We start from the raw sequence: 19,110 nt of genomic DNA on the forward strand, positions 1-19,110 counted from the left end.
CCTGGATTCACCTTAGTCGTCGAGCAGCCGCCTCAGTTGCCTGCCGATCGCGTCATCTTCGATCAAAAAGGCGTCGTGCCCGAACGGCGAGTTGATCAGAGCGATCCCGGTGCCGTCGATGTTGCCCGCGACGTGTGCGGCAATTTCGATCTGGCCCTCGAGCGGGAACAACCTGTCGCTGTCGATTCCGACTACGAGCGTGCGAGCCGTGATGCGCTGCAGTGCCTGTGCAACGCTGCCACGACCCCTCGCGATGTCATGCGAGTTCATCGCTTCGACCAGGGTGATATAGCTATTCGCGTCGAAGCGCCGAGTGAACTTGTTGCCATGAAAATCCAGGTACGACTCGACCGCGAACCGCCCGCCCTGCCCGAGCGGGCTGATCTCGCTCTGCCAGGTGCGCAGGAACCGGGCGTTCAGCTCGCTGGCGCTTCGGTAGTTGAGCAGTGCCATTCTGCGTGCCAGCGCGAGGCCGCGGTGAGGCCCATCGCCGTCGGCAGCCTCGTAGTAATGACCGCTTCGAAACAGCGGATCGGTCTGGATCGCCTCGACCTGCACCGAGTTCAGCGCAAGCTGGTCTGCTGTCGAATACGGTGGGGCGGCAATCACGGCGAGATTGTCGACGCGTTCCGGATATTCGATCGCCCATTCCAGCGCTTGCATGCCGCCCATCGAGCCGCCCACCACGGCCGCCCACCGACCGATACCGATTGCGTCCGCAAGTGCGGCTTGCGCCGCGACCTGGTCGCGGATCGTTGTGAACGGAAAGCGCGGGCCCCACTCGTAACCGTCGGGGGCCAGCGATGCCGGCCCGGTTGTTCCCTGGCAGCCGCCGAGCATGTTCGGTGCGACGACGAACCACCGGTCAGTGTCGATCGCGAGCCCAGGGCCGACGATCCCACCCCACCAGCCTGGTGTCGGATGCCCCGGCGACGGCGTGCCGACCATGTGGCTGTCGCCGGTCAGGGCGTGAAGCACGAGCACGGCGTTGTCGCGCTCGGCATTCAGCTGACCCCAGGTCTCGTAGGCGATGCGCAGGTACGGAAGCGAGCAGCCGCTCTCGAACTCGAACGCCTGCACACCGGCGAAGAGGCGCCCGTCTTCGGGGTCGCTCTCACGCCACGCGCCGCTTGCGGGCGGTTTACCGAGCAGTGCGCGCGCGTCGGTGTCTGTGATGAAACGCGACGGCACCGTGTCCGCTGATGTCTGCCACTCCATATGGCCTAATTGTGCCCGTCTGCGAGGCCTGCCCGCGCCATGTTACGTACACAAGTGGTGTGGGGCGCCCTTGCGAGACCCGATCGGGACGGCGAAGGGCCGGGCGGCACGTGATGCGCCGCCCGGCCCCTCAACGGTGCGTCGTGTTACGCGGACGTGCGCGATTGCGCCACGGCGCGCGCGGCTGCGAGGCCGACCTCGAGGTCGGCTTTGATGTCGTCGATGTTCTCGAGGCCGACGGACAGGCGCACGAGCCCCGGCGTCACGCCGGCGGTCAGTTGCTGTTCCGGTGAGAGCTGCGAGTGCGTCGTCGAGGCCGGGTGGATGACGAGCGAACGCACGTCGCCGATGTTGGCGAGGTGGCTGAACAGGCTGAGGTTGTCGACCAGTGCGCGACCGGCATCCACACCGCCCTTCAGCTCGAACGAGAGCACGGCTCCGACACCCTTCGGCGTGTACTTGTTGGCGAGCGCGTACCACGGGCTCGACGGCAGACCGGCGTAAGCGACGGATGCGACGTCCTCGTGGCTCTCCAACCATTCGGCGATCTCCTGCGCATTCTGCACGTGTCGCTCCATGCGCAACGAGAGGGTCTCGATGCCCTGGATGAGTTGCCAGGAGCTGGCCGGGGCGATTGCTGAACCGAGGTCGCGCAACAGCTGCACGCGGGCCTTGATGATGTAGGCGAGGCCGTCACCAACGGCAGCGGTGTAGCTGACACCGTGATACGACTCGTCGGGAAGTGTCAGGCCGGGGAACTTCTCGACGTTCTTCGACCACTCGAAGTGCCCGCCGTCGACGATGACGCCGGCAATCACCGTTCCGTGTCCGCCGAGGAACTTCGTCGCGGCGTGCACGACGATGTCCGCGCCGTGCTCGAGCGGGCGCAGCAGGAACGGGGTGGCGATGGTGTTGTCGACGATCAGCGGGATTCCGTTGCTGTGTGCCAGCTCGGCGACCGACTCGATGTCGAGCACGTTGATCTTCGGGTTTCCGATGGTCTCAGCGAAGAACAGTTTGGTGTTCGGGCGCACGGCACGGCGCCATTCGTCCAGGTCGTCCTGGTCTTCAATGAACGTGGTCTCGATGCCGAGCTTTGCAAGCGTGTATTTGAACAGGTTGTAGGTTCCGCCGTAGACAGCGGCTGACGAGACGATGTGGTCGCCGGCCTGCGCGATATTCAGCACGGAGAAGGTGGTTGCAGACATGCCGGACGAGAGCACGAGCCCGCCGGTGCCGCCCTCGAGCGCCGCGACGCGTTCTTCGACGACCGCCGTGGTCGGGTTCTGGATGCGCGTGTAGATGTTGCCGAATTCGGCAAGCGCGAACAGATTCTGGGCATGTTCTGCGCTGTTGAACACGTACGATGTGGTCTGGTAGATCGGCGTCGCACGCGAGTTCGTGGTGGGGTCGGGCGCTGCGCCCGAATGAATCTGTTTGGTCTCGAACTGCCAGTGCGCGGCGTCGGTCATGGTGTCTCCTCGAGTCGATGGTCTTCGGGTGGGCGGGGCAGACTACGCCCCCTATCCTGCTGAGACTATGCACTGTTGTAATGAACGGCAAACACGGTCGCAATGCTTCGTAATCATTGCGGCCGCCGATCGATTCCGGATTGTGCGCTCGCACGCAGCAAAATAGGGTCATGGCGATTCGACGGGTTGTGGTGACTGGGGCGAGTTCGGGGATCGGGGCGGCCAGTGTCAGGCTGTTTCGCGAGCACGGCTGGGAGGTGGTTGCCATAGCGCGGCGCCGCGACCGGTTGGAGGCACTTGCCGCAGAAACCGGTGCCGGCATCATCGTCGCCGATATCACCGATCAGTCGCAGGTCGATCGTGTGCGCCTCGAGTTGGAGGAGAGCGGACCGGTTCACGCCTTGGTCAACAACGCCGGCGGTGCGATCGGCCTGGACAGCATCGAGAAGTCCGAGGCTGCGGATTGGCAGCAGATGTTCGACGTCAACGTGCTCGGAACGAAGCGGATGGTGAGTGCGCTGCTTCCGCTGCTGCGCAGGGCTGCGGCATCCGATGGTTACGCCGACATCCTCACAGTGACCTCGATAGCAGGGCACATCGCCTATCTCGGCGGTGGCGGCTACAACGCCGCGAAGTTCGCGCAACACGCCCTGACCGAAGTCCTGCGGCTGGAGCTGAACGGCGAACCGATCCGGGTGATCGAGGTGGCGCCTGGGATGGTGCACACCGAAGAGTTCGCGCTTGTGCGCTTTGGCGGTGATCAGGCCAGGGCCGACGCAGTTTACGACGATGTGCCGGAACCGCTCACCGCAGAGGACATCGCTGAGACCATCGTCAATGCTCTGGAACGCCCGTCGCACGTGGATCTCGACCTGATCGTGATCAAGCCAGTTGCCCAGGCCGCACCGACACGCTTCCACAAAGGTGCGCTGAAAGTGGCAGAACTCGGCTGAGCACATGACCTCGCGCGCGGTAACGTATTCGACGTAGCACCGACGACGGGAGAGCGACAGTGACGGAACCCTCTGACGAACGTGAAGTGCTGGGTTGGCTCGAGTTCGGAGACGCATCGCGCGAACTGGCGACGGCAGTGCTCGAGGCGGGATTCGAACCCGATTTCGTGATTGCGATCGCGCGCGGTGGCCTGCTGCTTGCCGGCGCAATCGCCTATGCGCTTGACACCAAAGCCTGCGGCGCGCTGAACGTGGAGTTCTACACCGGGGTGGACGAACGTCTGCCGGAACCGGTGCTCCTGCCACCGATGCTCGATAGCACGGCGATCACCGGAAAACGCGTGCTGCTGGTTGACGACGTCTCCGATTCGGGCCGCACGCTCGACCTGGTGGTGGCGCTGCTTGAGAAATCCGGTGCGATCGTGCAGACCGTGTGCTTGTACAGCAAGCCGCGCACGGTGCGCGAACCTGACTACGTGTGGCACAAGACCGATCGCTGGATCGCCTTCCCGTGGTCTGCGCTACCCCCGGTGACCGTCGGAGTATGACCGGCGCCAAGTCCCTGGCCGAGCTGGCCGCCGACGGAACGATGGATCCGGGGTGGGCGCACGCACTGGAGCCTGTCGCCGGCAATATCGCGGCGATGGGGGAGTTCCTACGAGCTGAAAACGCCGCAGGGCGCGGTTATCTTCCACGCGGCGCGAACGTGCTGCGCTCATTCGAATATCCGTTGGATGACGTGCGGGTGCTGATCGTCGGGCAGGATCCGTATCCGACACCGGGGCATCCGATCGGGTTGTCGTTCGCTGTCGACCGGCAGGTGCGGCCGATTCCGCGCAGCCTGCAGAACATCTACAAGGAGTTGCGTGCCGACCTCGGTGTTGTGCCGCCTGCGCACGGAGACTTGACCGCATGGGCCGCCGGCGGCGTGATGCTGTTGAACAGGGTGCTGACAGTACAGCCGGGCAACCCGGGTTCGCACCGCGGCCGAGGCTGGGAACAGATCACGGAGCACGCGATTGCGGTGTTGGTTGCGCGCACGGCGCCGCTGGTCGCAATCCTATGGGGCCGGGACGCCGGCACGCTGCGGCCGTTGCTGGGAGGTACGCCGATCATCGCCTCTGCGCATCCGAGCCCGATGTCTGCCGACCGCGGATTTTTCGGATCGAAACCGTTCAGCCGAGCGAACGCACTGTTGGCGGCGCAGGGTGCGGAGCCAATCGACTGGGCGCTGCCGACGTAACATGCCGGACATGCACGGCGACTACTCTGGAGCGCGTGCTGGAAGAGGAATACGAGACCCGCAGGCGTCTGCCGCCGCAGTTGCGCAAGAAGCAGCCGCCGGATGCGCCTTTCGAGTACGCCATCCGCGACGCACACGAAAGCGACCTGCCCGACGTGCGCGAGATCTACAACCACTACGTCGCAAACAGCACTGTCACCTTCGATGAAGACGCGATGACGTTGAGGGAGTGGCGATCGAAATTCGCGTACCTGCACCGGCTCGGGATGCCGTTCATCGTCGCCGTCTCGCCGCGCGGTCAGATTCTCGGGTACGCGCTGGTGTCCCCGTGGAAACAGAAGAGGGCATACCGCTTCACGGTGGAGAACTCGATCTACCTGGGTGCCGCGTCCACCGGCAAAGGTCTCGGGCGGGCACTGCTCGCCGACTTGATCGACCGCTCGAAGTCGGCAGGGCTCAAGGAGATCATCGCCGTTGTCGCGGACAAGGGCGCAGACGCGTCGATCCGGCTGCACGAGAGCTTCGGCTTCACAGAGATCGGCAGGATGGGCAAGGTCGGCTACAAGTTCGACCGCTGGCTCGGCACGATCCTGATGCAGAAGAGTCTGAAATAGAACCCACGCGCAATGGCCGATTCGTTTGTCGCGTATCGAACCAGAGCCCCCGTGATCAGGATTCTGAGTATTCGCTGGCTGCGCGTTATCAATCTGTTACTTTTGCTGGCCTTTCGCGCGGTGCCGTCGTAGATTGGCCTCACCGTCATCAACGGCTGACTCGAACGAGGTGGCCGAGGTGGTGTGATGAATTAATCGGGGCCCGCAATCTCTCGTCTGAGATGCGGGCCCTGTCCATCTGGGGAGGGCGTTGCTACCCCTCGGGGACACTGCCATCTTCCTGAAGCGCTGCGAAGACCTCGGTCAGCACCAGTTCGCCGCTATCGGCGTCGTAGTCGAACAACTCGGCGTACCGGCCCCAGTCGATCGCGATCTCCAACTGGCGCTTCGCGTTCGCATCGGACAGACCCCGGCGCAAGAGATCCAGGAAGAAATCGTCGCGGATCGAACCGTCGTCTGTGTTCTCCAGCGTTCGGCAGATCGTTCGCACCAGCGGCGCGCGTTCGACGACGAGTCGGGAGAACAGCTGTTTGCTGCGTTGGATGTCAGCGGTGTACCAGTCGCGTCCGGTCTCGGTCAGGAACGCGTCAACGCCGTCGAGCTCGAGGAGCCCGAGCATCGATGCGGCATCGACCAGCGGCAGCAGGTCGTCGACCTCGAACAGCAGTTCCGACGCGAGATCCGGCAGATCGGTCTGACCGTTGTGGGAGAAGACAATTCCCACGAGGCCGGCGAGCGAACCGGCGGTAGCCTCCGGCAGCAGCGTGGTCAGCGGTGTTCCCTTCTGCGGTTGTGCGTGCGCGCGGGAGCGTGCAGGCTCGTCCGTTGCCAACAGCTCGTACAGCTCGTCTACGAGCGCTTCGAATGCCAGGCCGCGCTTATCGCGTGGCCGGCCCAGACGCACGGGCACCTCGGCCTTGAGATGGCCTGGATTCGCTCCGAGCACCAGCACTCGGTCGGCCAGCATGATCGCTTCTTCGATATTGTGCGTGACAATGCAGATGCTCTTGGTCGGAAAGTCCTCGCGCGCCCACAATGCCATGAGCTCCGACCGCAGATTCTCGGCCGTCAGCACGTCCAGGGCGCTGAACGGTTCGTCCATCAGCAGCGCGTCCGGCTGGAGCACGAGCGCACGGGCGAAGCCGACGCGCTGCCGCATCCCACCGGAGAGTTCCTTCGGGTATGCGGTCTCGAACCCGTCGAGGCCGATCAGGTCGATGGCATCCAATGCGCGCTGGCGCCGCTCGTCCTTTGGCACGCCGCGGGCCTCCAGCCCCAATTCCACGTTGGCCTGAATGCTCAGCCACGGCATCAGTGCGAACGATTGGAAGACCATACCGACGGATGCGTTCGCGCCGGTCAACTGCACCCCGCCTGCTCGCACGATTCCATCGGTCGGTTCGATCAGCCCGGCGATGGTTCGCAGCAGCGTGGACTTGCCCGAACCGGACTTTCCCAGCAGCGCCACGATCTCCCCGGCATACAGCTCAAGGGAAATGTCGTCGAGCACGGACAACTTCGTGCCCGCCGCGCTTGTGAAGGTCTTCGACACGTGTTCGACCGTGATGATCGGAGCGGTGGCCGTCGCAGGGCCGCGAGTGGTGTTGGTCATGATGCCTCCTTCGTGTGCGTGTGGCGCTCTGACTTCGTGCGACCGGTTCGTCAAAACGAGAATCTGGTTTCGGCAAGCCGATACAGTCGCCGCCAGAACAGTCGGTTGACGCTGACGACGAAGACGCTCATCACCGCGACACCGATCAGCGTGCGTGCGGCGTCGCCGTGCATGCTTGCCTCGGTGATGTATGCGCCGAGCCCGATCGCGGTGAGGGTGTGGCCGTTGTAACTGACCACCTCCGCGACGATAGACGCGTTCCAGGCGCCGCCGGCCGCCGTGATTCCGCCGGTGACATACGCGGAGAAGATCGCAGGCAGAATGAGCGTGCGCCAGCGCAGGCCGCGGCCGAGCCGCAAATTGGCGGATGCTTCGCGCAGGTCGTTCGGGATCGCGCTGGCCCCTGCAATCACGTTGAACAGGATGTACCACTGCGCTCCGAGCGCCATGAGAAGAATTCCGCCCCAGTTCAGGCTGATACCGGTGGCGACGAGCCCGGCTGTCACGATCGGGAAGAGGAAGTTCGCCGGAAAACTGGCGAGCACCTGCACGATCGGCTGTGCCAGTCTGCTGACCCGTGGGTTCATGCCGATCCAGACTCCGATCGGCACCCAGACGATCGTCGCGAAGAAAAGCAGCACGATGACGCGTGCGAACGTCGCCAAGCCGAGGAGGAACGCGTGACCCCACTCTGCCAGGCCGACGGCGCTGGCCGTCCAGCTCAGCATTTCGATGGCACCCCAGAGGACGGCGGCGCCGACGATCGACCAGAACACGATGTCACCGGCGCGGCGGCGGGCGAGGTTCGCGCCCATCCGCACGTCTGCGATCCCGAACGGCCGGGTCGCGGCATCCAGAAGTCTGCTGACCGGTCGCAGGGTCAGGCCGACCAGGTGTGGCAGTCGTGACCGGCGGAGCACGTCGAAGACGAGGCTGCGTGGACCTTGCCCGCTCTCTGAGTCCTCGTTGCGGAAACGCTCGGCCCACGCGGTCAGCGGCCGCCAGAAGACGAAGTTGACACCGATGACCATGATCACCATGACAGCGCTCGCCAGGAGAATCTTGCCGATGTCCCCGTCGTCGGCCGCTGTGGCGACATAGCTGCCGATTCCCGGCAGCGCGTAGGTCTTGTTGTTGACGCTGATCACCTCGCTGGCGACGAGGAAGAACCAGCCACCGCCAAAACTCATCATGCCGTTCCAGACCAGCGGGATCATGCCGCCCGGAACGTCGAGGTTCCAGAATCGCTGCCACTTGGTCAACCGCAGAAGGCGGGCAGCTTCATCCAGGTCGCGCGGCTGAGTGATCAGCGACTGGTAGAAGGCGAACGTCATGTTCCACACTTGCGATGTGAAGATCGCAAAGATCGACGCGCATTCCAGCCCGAGCATGTTGTTCGGGAACAGGGTCAGCCAGACCGTCAGTGTCACCGAAAGGAACCCGAGCACGGGCACGGACTGCAGTATGTCCAGGATCGGGATCAGGACGGCGCCGGCACGGCGCGAGCGGGCAGCGGCCGTCGCATAGATCAGGCTGAAGATGACGGACACCGCAAGGGCCACGAACATCCGGAACAGCGAACGTGCTGCGTAGTAGGGAAGATCCCACGGGTTCGTCGACACGGTCGTCGGCGCGGTCTGCGCGGTGAACGGCGAGAGGATGCCGTGAGACAGGGAGATCGCCACGTAGAACGAGACAACAACAGCCATCAACACGATCGCATCGGCCGCAAGACGCCCAGGGGAGCGGAGGATGCCCACCTCGTGAGAGAACGGGCGCAGGAGTGTCATGGCGGCCTCCGGGGACACGGGCGAGGTGCCAGGGGCTGAGCGCTGTGCGTCGGCCTATGGCTGGGGTCGGGGTGAGATGCACGGACTATGACTGTCTGACTGCATGCGTCTCACCTCCGGTATATCGCGTGTTTGAACCCGGCAGAGCGCGGGCGGCCTCGCCAACTATAGATCGATCGGCGCTTATAGTCAACCAGTTGCGCAAATGAAGCGACTGTGCCAGCCTAGTCTGATCATGGACGTCAATCCGCTGTCCGTCACGGATGCCCAACTCGAGGTCGCTGCCGCCACGTTCGACCTGCTTTCGGTGGCCCCGAGGCTCAGCCTCGTCGTGCTCCTCGCGTCTGGCGAATCCGATGTCAGCACGCTGGCCGGCAGGAGCGGTCAGGCGATCCCGGCGACCAGTCAGCAGCTGGCCAAGCTTCGAGCTGCAGGCATCGTCGCAGCCAGGCGCGAGGGTCGCCGACAGTTGTACCGGGTCGACGACCCGCACATCCTGACCGTGATCGAGCAGATGTTCCGGCACATCGGGCCGGAAGGCACGATCGTGCCCGAAGCACCCGCGACCGGGAACGCTCGGAGAGCTCGCGCACGCCGACCGCGTTTCACGGCCGTCGGCGGCGCGTAGGGCGAGGTGGCTGCTGCCGTTCCAGCAGCCCATTCCAACAGCCCATTCCAGCAGCCCGTCACAACGTGATAGTGAACCCGTTGTGCCCGATCGCCACCAGTATGCTGCCGACCGTCGACAGCACGCCGGCGACCGCGAGCGTGCCTGGGTGTGCCAGAGCGATCGTGAATCGTCGAACGCGTGGCGCCGCATCCAGAAACGTGTCCGGCAGCTCACTGCGCACCGGCTCAGCCTTCCAGCCGCGCAACCGCACCAGGAACCAGGAGCAACGGATGATCAGCCCCAGCCAGATCAGTATCGCGACGAGCGGGGTGATCGCACCCATCAACTCGAAGCCGGTGCCGAGCACCTGCGTTTCCTTGTTCTCGCCGAGAAGCTGGATGAACGACGAGATCGAGGCACCGATCACGATCGAGATCGTCCAGGCGACGAACGCGAAAACGACCGTCACGAAGCGACCGACGAAGTGCGTCAGTATCGACTCAGTATGCAGAAGCTGGTAGCGCGGGGTTACCCACAGACACAATCCTGTCGCGATCAGCGGAGGGACCACCATCAGCGCGGTGGCCAGCGTGAACACCCAATTGGGGATGTCGGTGAGTTCCTCGGTCAGCGCAACAGCCGCCCAGACCGCCACCCACAACCAGATCAGGAGCAGGCCATGGCGTACGACGAAGTCAGGCAGCATCGCATCCACGCGGCGCGCGAAACGACTCGTCCCGCGCAGGCGAGGGCGGAGAAATCCGAGCGACTCCGGGCGCTGCGCTCGTTGTGGGGGCTGCGGCGTCGTCACGGTTTCACCCTAGCGGGCAGCCCTCGCCGCGTAGGCTCGACACATGGCCGAATTGCATGATCTCACCGCCCTCGAACAGTGGCAGGAACTGCGGAAAGGCACATTCTCGCCGCTGGAGCTGACCGAGCACTACCTGCAGCGCATCGAGCGGCTCAACCCGGAACTTGGCGCATTCGTGACCGTGACGGCGGATGCCGCGCGTGAGCGCGCCGCGCAGGTCGCGGCATCCGTTCCCACCTCTGCCCCGTTGTGGGGCCTGCCGTCGGGAGACAAAGACCTGTGGCTTCGCGCCGGCGTTCCTGCCGGATTCGGCTCACGATTGATGGCCGGCTATGTGCCTGACACGACCGATGAGATCGTGCAGACACTCGATGCCGCCGGTGCGATCAGCCTCGGCAAGACGAACGCGCCGGAATTCGGGTTGCCGTCGTACACCGAGTCGCTCGCAGCGCCGCCGGCGCGCAACCCGTGGAATCCGATGCTGGGCGCCGGCGGTTCAAGCGGTGGGGCTGCTGTGGCTGTCGCCAGCGGCATGCTGCCGTTCGCGCCGGGCTCAGACGGGGGCGGTTCCATTCGTATTCCGGCAGCGGCATGCGGGCTCGTCGGGGTGAAACCGTCACGCGGCCTCGTGCCCGCCGGAAGTGGCATCGACTCACTCGCGGGTCTCGTCGTCGACGGACCGCTCGCTCGAACGGTGGCGGATGCCGCGCTGCTGCTCGACGGAATGATCGCCCGTACGCACGGTCGCATCGATCATCATTTCACGCTGCGAGCGCCAGGCGCCGACGAACCGTATCTCGCCAGCGCGGTACGCGGCGAGGGCCGTTTCCAGCTCGGCGTGATGACGACCTCGGCCTGGGACAGCGCATACGAGATCACGATCGATCCACAGGCACGGGTGGCGCTCGATGCGGCGGTTTCCGAATTCGCGGCACTCGGCCACGGCATCGAGGAGACGGCGCTGACGGCGGAAGGGACTTATGCGGATGCCTTCCGCACGATCTGGCAAGCCGGCGCAGCCCGGATTCCCGCCGAAAACGCGGGCGAGGAACTGCTCGAACCGCTCACGCGCTGGCTTGTGCGGCAAGGTCGGAGCCTCAGCGCTCGCACCCTCAGTTCCGCTCTCTCGACGCTTGCGGCCTATGAGCGTTCGTTCATCGCTCAGTTGGCGGGTTTTGACGCGGTGCTGACTCCAGCGCTGGCGATGACGCCGCGGCCGATCGGCTGGTATGACAGCGAAGACGCCGAGCACAACTTCGAACAGCAGGTGCAATACACCCCATTCACCTCGATGGTGAACGTCACCGGGCTGCCCGCGATCGTGCTGCCGGTGTATCAGACCGCGGACGGGTTGCCGATGGGGGTGCAATTGATCGGGCGCCCAGGCGGCGAAGCGACGCTACTGGCGCTCGGCTCACAACTCGAGCGGCGCATCCGCTGGCAGGAACGGCACCCGGCGTTCTGGTAATGCTCGTGCGAGCCCACGCCGCCGCGCGTGTGCGCGCCACCTCAGCTGAGGTGCGGACTTCTGTCGGTATGGCCCCTGGCATTACGACCAAAGTCCGCACGTCGGCGGGTGCGGTCGGTGCGGCAACCTTAGGTAAGGCATGCCTATACTGAGAGCGAAATGTTTGAGCCAGACCACGCCACGCACACGAGTCGCACAGCGCATCACGACGACCGCGCCCAGTATCTCGTGATCGGTGACGAGACGTCGCTCGGCCAACTGCAAAGTGAGCTCGCGTTATTGCCTCTGTGTGCTCGCGGCCGCGTGTTCGTCGAAGTCGGTGGGCCGGACGACGAGTTTATTCTTGACGTTCCATTGCGGATGACCGTGACCTGGCTTTCGCGCTCCGCCCGTGCCGGCCGGCCGGGCACTGCGGCACGCTGTGCGCCAGGCGAGGCGGTGTCGCGCGCGGTGCGGGCCTGGACCGCCGAGATGCTGTGTGACGGAGCCGGGTCGACCAACGCGATTCTGACCGGTGACTATCGCGCAGTCGCCGACGTCTACGAACACCTGGTCGAGGATGTCGCCATGCCGGTCTCCTCGATCGCCACGCCGAGCGCCTTCCGCCTGTCTGGCCCGCACTAATTCAGGTCGCGTCTGTTGCAGCTCGCGTCTGTTGCGGCTCGTGCTGTGCCCGCCGCCTAGTCTTGCTTGAGTCCGACCGCGCGCGCAGAGACCGCCCAGAGATCGCGCGCGACTTGCGGGTCCCGCGCCTGCGCGTTCACCCGGCCGCCCGGTGTCAACTTGTCGAAATACGTGCCGGTCGGCGCACCGATCGGTGCGTTTCCGGTCAGCGTTCCGCCCGCTAGGGCGATCAGCGGTACGGCTCCCTGTTCAGGCCGGATCCCGTACCGGCTACCTGTAGCCAGATGCCCCAGCTTGATCAACGGTGATGTGGCACCGAAGCCGGTGACGACCGTGCCGGGATGGAACGAGTATGCGCGGATGCCGGTGCCGGTTGTCCGCTCGGCCAGTTCTCGGATGAAGAGCAGATCCGCGAGCTTCGACGCACCGTACGCACCCCAGCCGCCGAGCCACGGGCGGGTCTGCCAGTCCAGGTCGTCCAGGCGCAGGCGTGCCAACAGGTTGGCCATGCTTGCCGTCGAAACGACCCGGACAGGGGCATCCGCCGCCGAATCAATCAGCCGGGGAAGCAGCAGATTGGTGAGCAGAAACGGGGCCAGGTGGTTCGATTGGATCGTGCGCTCATGGCCATCGACGGTCAGCGCGCGCTTCGACACGAGCCCGCCGGCGTTATTGGCGAGCACATCAATGCGGTTGTAACGGGTCAGCAGTGCTTCGGCCAGAGCGTGGACGTCATCCAGATGATCGAAATCGGCGAGGTAGGCCTCGCCGCCGATCCTGGATGCCATCGCCCTGGTGCGTTCGGCGTTGCGCCCGACGACAGCGAGATGAGCGCCCTGGTCGGCCAGAGCCATCGCGGCAACCGCGCCGATGCCTGAACTGGCTCCCGTGAGCACGATGATCGGAGCTTCCTTGCTCACCGGTAACCGCCCTTCTCCAGCCCGGCCTCAACCTCGAACCGGTTCTTCAACGGGTCGCGCCCGGCGATCAGATACAGAACCGGCATCAGCATGCCGTAGCGCTGCCATTGCCTCTTGTGCACCGACTCGTGTTCGAGCACATCATCTGTGACATTCTCCTGCGTCAGGTAGCAGCCGCCGACGCAAGAGCCTCCGCGGCCGAAAGTCCATTTCGGCATGCCGCGGAACACGAACAGGCCCGCCCGGCGCTCGACGCGCCCGGTGCTCCAGACGAAGCCCCAGACCAAGCCGACTGCGGTGGCGTACGCGTATCCGGCCGCACTCAGCGGCGAGTCGAGAAGGAATGCTTTCACGCCGCGCACGCTGTTCTGCCTGCCTTCCGGTCGGCCTGCCATCCGGTCCACGGTCAGCGGCCGACGAAGTCTGGTGCGCTTCGGGTGAGGAACGCGCGCATGCCGATCGCGGCATCCTCGCTGGAGGCCAGCCGCACGAGGGTCGGTTGCAGTTCGGCCTCGGCTTCAGCGTCGCCGTCTCTTACCGCGCGCTTCGCGTTCACGAGGGCCGCTTGCACGGCCAGGGGTGCCTGCGCGGCGATGCGCTCGGCGATCGCGAGGGCGGTGTCGAATTGGTCGCCGTCTGCGACGACCTCCTGCACGAGTCCGATGCGATGCGCCTCCGTCGTGTCGAAGAGCTCGCCGGTCAGCATCCAGCGCATCGCGTTGCCCCAGCCGACCGCGCGCGGAAAACGTAGCGTGGCGCCACCGAACGGCAGGATGCCGCGGGTCACCTCGACCTGGCCGAACCGGGTCGAGGCGGCCGCCACAGCGACGTCACTGGCCAGAATCAGCTCGATCCCCAAGGTGAGACAGGTGCCCTGCACGGCGATCACGACCGGTTTGCTCAACCTGGTGCCGTCGACCTGCCACGGATTGATTCCACCTGCCGGCACCATTTCGATGCCGTCCCTGCCGATCCGCGGAGCCACATCGGCGAGGTCGAGGCCGCCGGTGAAGTGATCGCCGACGGCGTAGACCAGGCCGACCCGCAACTCCGGATCACGTTCGAGCTCGCCGTACGCGAGACTCAACTCCTGCAGCATTCCAAAGTCAGCGGCGTTGCGTTTTTCCGGCCGGTTGAAGCCGATTAGAAAGACATGCCCGCGGCGTTCGGTCAGGATGCGCGGTTCGGACTCTGCCGGGCGATCTTCAGTCATTCTCCAACGCTACAGCGGCGCCGTCAGCGCGGCGAGCGTGCGCAGGATGACCGACAGGTCAGCGCTCGCGGCATCCGGCGAGGACGGCGCGAAGCCGGTGACGGCCGCACCGCGCAACGGAAATCGTGCCCGAACCGCGCGGATCGTCTCGGCGAGAGCGTCGGGTGCCACCCCGAACGGCTCGGGGGAGCCGACCCCGTCGATCGCGGACGGATCCAGAACATCGAGGTCGACGTGCACGTACACGGAGGTCGCGCCGGTGGCCTCGAGCGCGGCGAGCGCGGCATCCGGAGTCACCAGATCTTCAACCGCGATCAGGCGGATGCCAGACTCCTCGATGTACGTGCTTTCCGCGTCATCGAGCGCGCGCGTTCCTGCCAGAACGACATGATCCGGTCTGAGCACGGCCAGCCCCCTCGACGCGAGGCCCTCGGCACCGTCGCCAAGCAAAGCCCGAAGCGCCATGCCGCCGAACGACCCCGACGGGGAGGATTCCGGCGTGTTGAGGTCGCCGTGGGCGTCAAACCAGAGCAGTGCGACACTGCCAGGCGCCGCTGCCATCACGACACGCGCAACGGCCGGAGCATCGGCCCCGCAGTCGCCGCCGATCAGTACGACGGTGTCGGGAAGGGCGCGCAATGCCGCTTCAACCTTTTCGCGCACGCCGAGCAGTGCGGAGTAACGGTGTACGCCGGTGCCGAGCGACTCTCCCGCCTCGGTCGGAATCTCGACGACGGTTGTGGCGCTCGAAGGCAGATCGCCCACAATCGCATTCGCACCGTCGATCAGGCGCATTGCGCGCGAAGAGCCGGAACCCTGCCACTCGGGCACGACGAGAAAGTGAGTCGACACGGGATTTACCCTACCCGTGAGCGGGCCACACTTGCGCCGCAGACCGGGTCACATGTCGCGGTAGCGCTTGGCGCTCGCCAACGCCGTGCGAAGCTCGCTCGCGTTCAGGCGCTTGACGTAGCCGGGGGTGTCGCGCTGAATACGCCAGCCTTCGGCGAGCGGGCCGGCGTCGACGACATCGAACCCGAAAGAATCGATCAGCGCTGTCACGGTCTCTTTTGCGGCAGCGTCGTCACCGGCGACGATCAGCGCGCGGCGGTTGTCGGTGCCAGCAGCTGAGCCGTCGGTGGTGAGATCCCCAAAAGTGATGTGGTTGAAAGCCTTGACCACCTTCGAAGTGGGCAGGTGCTGCTGCAGCAGCTCGGAAACCGTCAGGCTCTCGTCATCGAGACTCGCGATATTGCCGTCACGCTGCGGGTAGTAGTTGTTCGTGTCGATGACGACCTTGCCGGCGAGCGGCTCAACGGGCACATTGTCGACGTTCTTCAGCGGAATCGTGACGATCGCGATATCGGCCGCAGCAGCGGCATCCGCTGAGCTGGCGGCGCGAGCTTGCGGGCCGAGTTCTGCGACCAGTTCGGTGAGAGTGGACGGGCCGCGCGAATTGCTCACCACCACGTGATAGCCGTGCGCGACCGCAAGGCGTGCGAGTTGACTGCCGATGTGTCCAGCTCCGATGAGCCCGATTGTTGTCATGGTTGCGGCAACGGCCACGGCTCTCGCCCTATTCCCTTGGGTACCGTACAAAACGACGGAGATTCTCGGTGACACGCTGATTCAGGTCACCGGCCGCCGGCGGGTCGCGAAGAATCTCCGTCGTTTTGTTTCAGCGCAGGGCTCAGGGCGCAGCAGGCGCCTGTGCCGCCTCAACTGCTGGAATGGCCGGAGCGGCGGATGCCTTCAGCGCGGCCAAGCGGGCATCGACCTCGGTCAACTCGCCAAGATCGTCGAGCTCGTTGAACTGTGCATCGAGACTGGATGCCGCCAGCTCGCTTGCGCCGCGCGCTCGCGCCTCTTCGCGCTTGATTTTGTCTTCGAACCGACTGACTTCGCTGGTCGGATCCATGATGTCGACGCTCTTGACGGCATCCATCACCTTGTTCTGGGCTTCGGCACTCTTGGCCCGCGCAACAAGTTCGCTGCGCTTGGACTTGAGTTGCTCGAGCTTGTCTTTCATGCCATTCAGGCCGCTCTTGAGCTTGTCGACGATGACGGTCTGCGAAGCGATCTGCGGTTCGGCTGCTCTTGCCTCGTTCTCCGACTGAATCTGTCGCTGCAGGGCCACCTTGGCCAGGTTGTCGAACTTGTCGGCGTCGGCCGTGTTGCCCGCCGCCCGAAGCGTGTCGGCCTGCCTGCTTGCGGCCAGCGCTTTCGTGCCCCATTCTGCGGCTGCTTCGACGTCTTCCTTGTGGTCGTCTTCCAGCAGGCGGAGATTGCCGATCGTCTCGGCAATCGCGCTCTCCGCATCCGCGATGTTGTTTGTGAAGTCGCGGACCATCTGGTCGAGCATCTTTTCCGGATCTTCCGCCTGGTCGATCAGCGCATTGACGTTTGCTTTCATCAATTGGGTGATCCGCCCGAGAATCGACTGCTTTGCCATGGTGTTTCCTTTCGTCAGGTGTTGCCCTGGTTTCCTACAAAGTGGTCAGTGTTGCTGTGGTCAGAATCGTCCTCCGCCGCGGCGTGAACGAGTTCCGCCGCCGCCAAAGCTGCCTGCACTTCGAGAGCCACCAGCACTGCCGCCGCTTCCGCCGGAGCGAGGGCCACCGAACCCGCCGCCGCTGGTTCCGGACCCGCCGCCGTTGCCGCCGCCGAGGATCGAGTTGATGATGATGCCGCCGAGGATCGCTCCCATCGCCCCGTTGCCGCCGCCGATACCACCGCTGATTCCCCCGCCGGAGCCGTCGCCGAATGGGCCGCCGTTCGCACCGCCCTGGAACACGCCGACGTCGCTTTGTGCGAGCTGGATTGCCTGCGTTGCGAGCTGGCTTGCGCGCTGCGCCTGGCCGAGTGCGGAAACCGGGTCCGTGCCCGCCGCTGCCCGCGCCTGCACGGCAAGGCGGCCGGCCTCGGCAAGGCGGGTGCGGGCATCCGCACCCACTGCGCCGCGCCGCGCCGTGATGAAGTCTTCGGCAGCGGAGATCTGCGCCTGCGCCGTCGTCAGAGTGCTGTCCAACGACTGCTGTGCGCGTTGCCGTTCCTGCTGTCCGTCACGCACACCCTGAAGTACAGCGGCGATCTGCTGGTTCGCGGCCTGCAACCGTTGCATGATTTCGACGGGGTTCGGCCGATCAGCACTCAATTGTGCGTTCGCGGCATCCAGCGCCTGCTGCGTTGCGGCCGCGACCGTCTCCGCCGCCGGCGTGCCCGTTGCGGCGAAGGCGCGCGCCTGTGCGACGTCGCCGGACAGTTCGGCGATCACGGCCGGTATGGCCTGGGTCGCGTCCGTGAGATCCGTCGCTACCCGATCCACAGCATCCAGCAGCAGGCCCGCCTGGTCAACGGACTCTTCCGCCGCACGGATGCCGACAGCTGCGTGACCAGGATCGGCTGCGTCGAGTCTTGCCTGCGCATCCTGCGCCGCTGCCGCGGCGAAAGACAGCCGCTCGGTCGCCTGCACCGGATTATCGTGCACGGTGACGAGGGCTTCCGCTGCATATTTCGTGCCGAGCGCCGCGAGCGACTCGGATGCCTGTTGCACCCGCGCGCGGACCGCCTCGGTCTTCTGTTGCACGGCGCGCAATGCTGCAGGCCCGTTCTTGCCCAAATCGCGTAACTCGTCGAATGCCTTGGCTTGCTGGTCGAGGCCCGCGTTGGCCTCAGTGCAGAGCTGAATGATCTGCACGTTCCACGCGCGCTTGTCATCGTCTGTATCCGGGATTGAGTCGTCGAGCTTCTGCTTCAGCCTGAACGCCTGCCTGAGCTGATCCGTCGCGGTCGCCAGCGCGGCCGTGAACGGAGCCGCAGCCGCATCACCGTATTGCGCGATGGCGAACCCCAGTTCGTCGCCGCTGGTCTTGACGGCGTCGTCAGTCTGCACGAGGGCGCTTCCGGCCTGCCGCTCGAGGTCTTTGAGCGAGAGCCCGGCAAGCGGGTCGGTTGCCTCGACGGCGGGTTGCCTGGCCTCTTTCTTGCGGCCGCGCAACACGAAGAACAGGATGACCGCGACGGCTGCGAGCCCGATGAGCACAAACCAGAAGAAGCCCCAGCCGTTTCCGCCGCCTCCGCCAGTGGCCGCGCCGATGCCCTCTGCGGCGCCGATCGCTGCACCCGCCCAGTCGTCGTTATGCAGGGCAGGCTCGATGTTCTTTTGTTCGATCTGGGCGATTTGGCTTTCGCTGAGCGGCCCGGTCGAGTCTGCGGACAAATAGTACGAGCGACCCTGTGTCGCTATCGCCAGCAGGTAGTCGTTCGGGCCGAGGTCATTTTTTTCCGCCGTGGTGTTCGCCCATTCCTGAGCAGTCGGCGGGTTCGTGAACGTGTCGACATAGACCACGTACAAATCGATCCCCGTATTCGAATACAGCGTGTCGATGGCCTTCGTGACTGCGGCGGTCTTGCCTCCGAGCACCCCGGCAGGGTCGACAACGTGCGTTGTGTCGATGTCGACGGGGTCGGTGGCGGATGCTGCGGCACCTCCGGCCAGCACCATCGCCGCTGCGATCGCTACCGCCCACCACATTCGTCGAGTTCGCATCGGTTGCCTTCCC

The 19,110-nt window shown here is 65.1% G+C and carries 19 protein-coding genes; 7 read left to right on the plus strand and 12 right to left on the minus strand.

Annotated features, from left to right (window positions below):
• Nucleotides 1-12: 12 nt before the first annotated feature.
• Both metX and QU604_RS07620 read right to left on the minus strand, forming a co-directional pair.
• Nucleotides 13-1,218 (minus strand): homoserine O-acetyltransferase MetX, encoded by a 1,206-nt coding sequence (gene metX / locus QU604_RS07615; protein WP_308468203.1) that lies wholly within the window; start codon nucleotides 1,216-1,218, stop codon nucleotides 13-15.
• Between the two features lie 146 nt (nucleotides 1,219-1,364).
• Entirely contained in the window at nucleotides 1,365-2,690 is a 1,326-nt protein-coding gene (locus tag QU604_RS07620; RefSeq protein ID WP_308468204.1) for a bifunctional o-acetylhomoserine/o-acetylserine sulfhydrylase, read from the minus strand.
• 170 nt (nucleotides 2,691-2,860) lie between these two features.
• Here QU604_RS07620 and QU604_RS07625 point away from each other — a divergent pair, with 170 nt between their 5' ends.
• The 4 genes from QU604_RS07625 to QU604_RS07640 are packed head-to-tail and all read left to right on the plus strand — an operon-like array spanning nucleotide 2,861 to nucleotide 5,500.
• A complete protein-coding gene (locus QU604_RS07625; RefSeq protein WP_308468205.1) occupies nucleotides 2,861-3,643 on the plus strand; it encodes an SDR family NAD(P)-dependent oxidoreductase in 783 nt (260 codons plus the stop codon).
• 59 nt (nucleotides 3,644-3,702) lie between these two features.
• Nucleotides 3,703-4,191: a phosphoribosyltransferase gene (locus tag QU604_RS07630; RefSeq protein ID WP_308468206.1), complete on the plus strand. Its 489-nt coding sequence runs from the start codon at nucleotides 3,703-3,705 to the stop codon at nucleotides 4,189-4,191.
• On the plus strand, nucleotides 4,188-4,886 hold the full coding sequence (locus QU604_RS07635; protein ID WP_308468207.1) for a uracil-DNA glycosylase: 699 nt from the start codon (nucleotides 4,188-4,190) through the stop codon (nucleotides 4,884-4,886). The genes QU604_RS07630 and QU604_RS07635 overlap by 4 nt, the downstream gene beginning before the upstream one ends.
• A 35-nt stretch (nucleotides 4,887-4,921) precedes the next feature.
• Nucleotides 4,922-5,500 (plus strand): GNAT family N-acetyltransferase, encoded by a 579-nt coding sequence (locus QU604_RS07640; RefSeq protein WP_308468208.1) that lies wholly within the window; start codon nucleotides 4,922-4,924, stop codon nucleotides 5,498-5,500.
• Nucleotides 5,501-5,753: 253 nt separating this feature from the next.
• Here QU604_RS07640 and QU604_RS07645 read toward each other — a convergent pair whose 3' ends face one another.
• Both QU604_RS07645 and QU604_RS07650 read right to left on the minus strand, forming a co-directional pair.
• The gene (locus QU604_RS07645; RefSeq protein WP_308468209.1) at nucleotides 5,754-7,112 is read right to left on the minus strand and encodes an ABC transporter ATP-binding protein; all 1,359 of its coding nucleotides are present in this window, start codon (nucleotides 7,110-7,112) and stop codon (nucleotides 5,754-5,756) included.
• A gap of 50 nt (nucleotides 7,113-7,162) precedes the next feature.
• Nucleotides 7,163-8,902, minus strand: a complete 1,740-nt coding sequence (locus tag QU604_RS07650) for an ABC transporter permease (RefSeq protein ID WP_308468211.1) — start codon at nucleotides 8,900-8,902, stop codon at nucleotides 7,163-7,165.
• A gap of 235 nt (nucleotides 8,903-9,137) precedes the next feature.
• Between QU604_RS07650 and QU604_RS07655 the strand changes: the two genes are divergently transcribed.
• Nucleotides 9,138-9,530 carry an ArsR/SmtB family transcription factor gene (locus tag QU604_RS07655; RefSeq protein ID WP_308468212.1) on the plus strand — a complete coding sequence of 131 codons (393 nt, stop codon included), beginning with the start codon at nucleotides 9,138-9,140 and terminating at the stop codon, nucleotides 9,528-9,530.
• 58 nt (nucleotides 9,531-9,588) lie between these two features.
• Here the strand turns inward: QU604_RS07655 and QU604_RS07660 are convergent, their stop codons facing one another.
• Nucleotides 9,589-10,323, minus strand: a complete 735-nt coding sequence (locus QU604_RS07660; protein WP_308468213.1) for a hypothetical protein — start codon at nucleotides 10,321-10,323, stop codon at nucleotides 9,589-9,591.
• A gap of 43 nt (nucleotides 10,324-10,366) precedes the next feature.
• Here QU604_RS07660 and QU604_RS07665 point away from each other — a divergent pair, with 43 nt between their 5' ends.
• A complete protein-coding gene (locus tag QU604_RS07665) occupies nucleotides 10,367-11,791 on the plus strand; it encodes an amidase (RefSeq protein WP_308468214.1) in 1,425 nt (474 codons plus the stop codon).
• Nucleotides 11,792-11,950: 159 nt separating this feature from the next.
• A complete protein-coding gene (locus QU604_RS07670; RefSeq protein WP_308468215.1) occupies nucleotides 11,951-12,415 on the plus strand; it encodes an SIP domain-containing protein in 465 nt (154 codons plus the stop codon).
• Between the two features lie 56 nt (nucleotides 12,416-12,471).
• Here QU604_RS07670 and QU604_RS07675 read toward each other — a convergent pair whose 3' ends face one another.
• The 7 genes from QU604_RS07675 to QU604_RS07705 form a co-directional block, all read right to left on the minus strand.
• On the minus strand, nucleotides 12,472-13,335 hold the full coding sequence (locus tag QU604_RS07675; protein ID WP_308468216.1) for an SDR family NAD(P)-dependent oxidoreductase: 864 nt from the start codon (nucleotides 13,333-13,335) through the stop codon (nucleotides 12,472-12,474).
• Nucleotides 13,332-13,730, minus strand: coding sequence for a Fe-S oxidoreductase (locus QU604_RS07680; RefSeq protein WP_308468217.1), 399 nt, complete (start codon nucleotides 13,728-13,730; stop codon nucleotides 13,332-13,334). The genes QU604_RS07675 and QU604_RS07680 overlap by 4 nt, the downstream gene beginning before the upstream one ends.
• Nucleotides 13,731-13,741: 11 nt before the next feature.
• Nucleotides 13,742-14,548, minus strand: coding sequence for a crotonase/enoyl-CoA hydratase family protein (locus QU604_RS07685; RefSeq protein WP_308468218.1), 807 nt, complete (start codon nucleotides 14,546-14,548; stop codon nucleotides 13,742-13,744).
• Nucleotides 14,549-14,557: 9 nt separating this feature from the next.
• Nucleotides 14,558-15,400, minus strand: coding sequence for an arginase family protein (locus QU604_RS07690; protein WP_308468219.1), 843 nt, complete (start codon nucleotides 15,398-15,400; stop codon nucleotides 14,558-14,560).
• Nucleotides 15,401-15,448: 48 nt separating this feature from the next.
• Nucleotides 15,449-16,114: an NADPH-dependent F420 reductase gene (locus tag QU604_RS07695; protein ID WP_409350006.1), complete on the minus strand. Its 666-nt coding sequence runs from the start codon at nucleotides 16,112-16,114 to the stop codon at nucleotides 15,449-15,451.
• A 124-nt stretch (nucleotides 16,115-16,238) separates the two neighbouring features.
• Complete coding sequence (locus QU604_RS07700; protein ID WP_308468220.1) at nucleotides 16,239-17,000, minus strand: PspA/IM30 family protein; 762 nt, start codon at nucleotides 16,998-17,000, stop codon at nucleotides 16,239-16,241.
• 60 nt (nucleotides 17,001-17,060) lie between these two features.
• Nucleotides 17,061-19,097 carry a TPM domain-containing protein gene (locus tag QU604_RS07705; RefSeq protein ID WP_308468221.1) on the minus strand — a complete coding sequence of 679 codons (2,037 nt, stop codon included), beginning with the start codon at nucleotides 19,095-19,097 and terminating at the stop codon, nucleotides 17,061-17,063.
• Between the last annotated feature and the right edge of the window lie 13 nt (nucleotides 19,098-19,110).

Source organism: Rathayibacter sp. SW19 (assembly GCF_030866825.1).
GTDB lineage: Bacteria > Actinomycetota > Actinomycetes > Actinomycetales > Microbacteriaceae > Rathayibacter_A > Rathayibacter_A soli.

Bases quoted from the DNA above. Each gene is read 5' to 3' on its own strand.
- metX (WP_308468203.1), bottom strand. From the start codon at position 1,218: ATGGAGTGGCAGACATCAGCGGACACGGTGCCGTCGCGTTTCATCACA.
- QU604_RS07620 (WP_308468204.1), bottom strand. From the start codon at position 2,690: ATGACCGACGCCGCGCACTGGCAGTTCGAGACCAAACAGATTCATTCG.
- QU604_RS07625 (WP_308468205.1), top strand. From the start codon at position 2,861: ATGGCGATTCGACGGGTTGTGGTGACTGGGGCGAGTTCGGGGATCGGG.
- QU604_RS07635 (WP_308468207.1), top strand. From the start codon at position 4,188: ATGACCGGCGCCAAGTCCCTGGCCGAGCTGGCCGCCGACGGAACGATG.
- QU604_RS07645 (WP_308468209.1), bottom strand. From the start codon at position 7,112: ATGACCAACACCACTCGCGGCCCTGCGACGGCCACCGCTCCGATCATC.
- QU604_RS07650 (WP_308468211.1), bottom strand. From the start codon at position 8,902: ATGACACTCCTGCGCCCGTTCTCTCACGAGGTGGGCATCCTCCGCTCC.
- QU604_RS07655 (WP_308468212.1), top strand. From the start codon at position 9,138: ATGGACGTCAATCCGCTGTCCGTCACGGATGCCCAACTCGAGGTCGCT.
- QU604_RS07665 (WP_308468214.1), top strand. From the start codon at position 10,367: ATGGCCGAATTGCATGATCTCACCGCCCTCGAACAGTGGCAGGAACTG.
- QU604_RS07670 (WP_308468215.1), top strand. From the start codon at position 11,951: ATGTTTGAGCCAGACCACGCCACGCACACGAGTCGCACAGCGCATCAC.
- QU604_RS07680 (WP_308468217.1), bottom strand. From the start codon at position 13,730: ATGGCAGGCCGACCGGAAGGCAGGCAGAACAGCGTGCGCGGCGTGAAA.
- QU604_RS07685 (WP_308468218.1), bottom strand. From the start codon at position 14,548: ATGACTGAAGATCGCCCGGCAGAGTCCGAACCGCGCATCCTGACCGAA.
- QU604_RS07700 (WP_308468220.1), bottom strand. From the start codon at position 17,000: ATGGCAAAGCAGTCGATTCTCGGGCGGATCACCCAATTGATGAAAGCA.
- QU604_RS07705 (WP_308468221.1), bottom strand. From the start codon at position 19,097: ATGCGAACTCGACGAATGTGGTGGGCGGTAGCGATCGCAGCGGCGATG.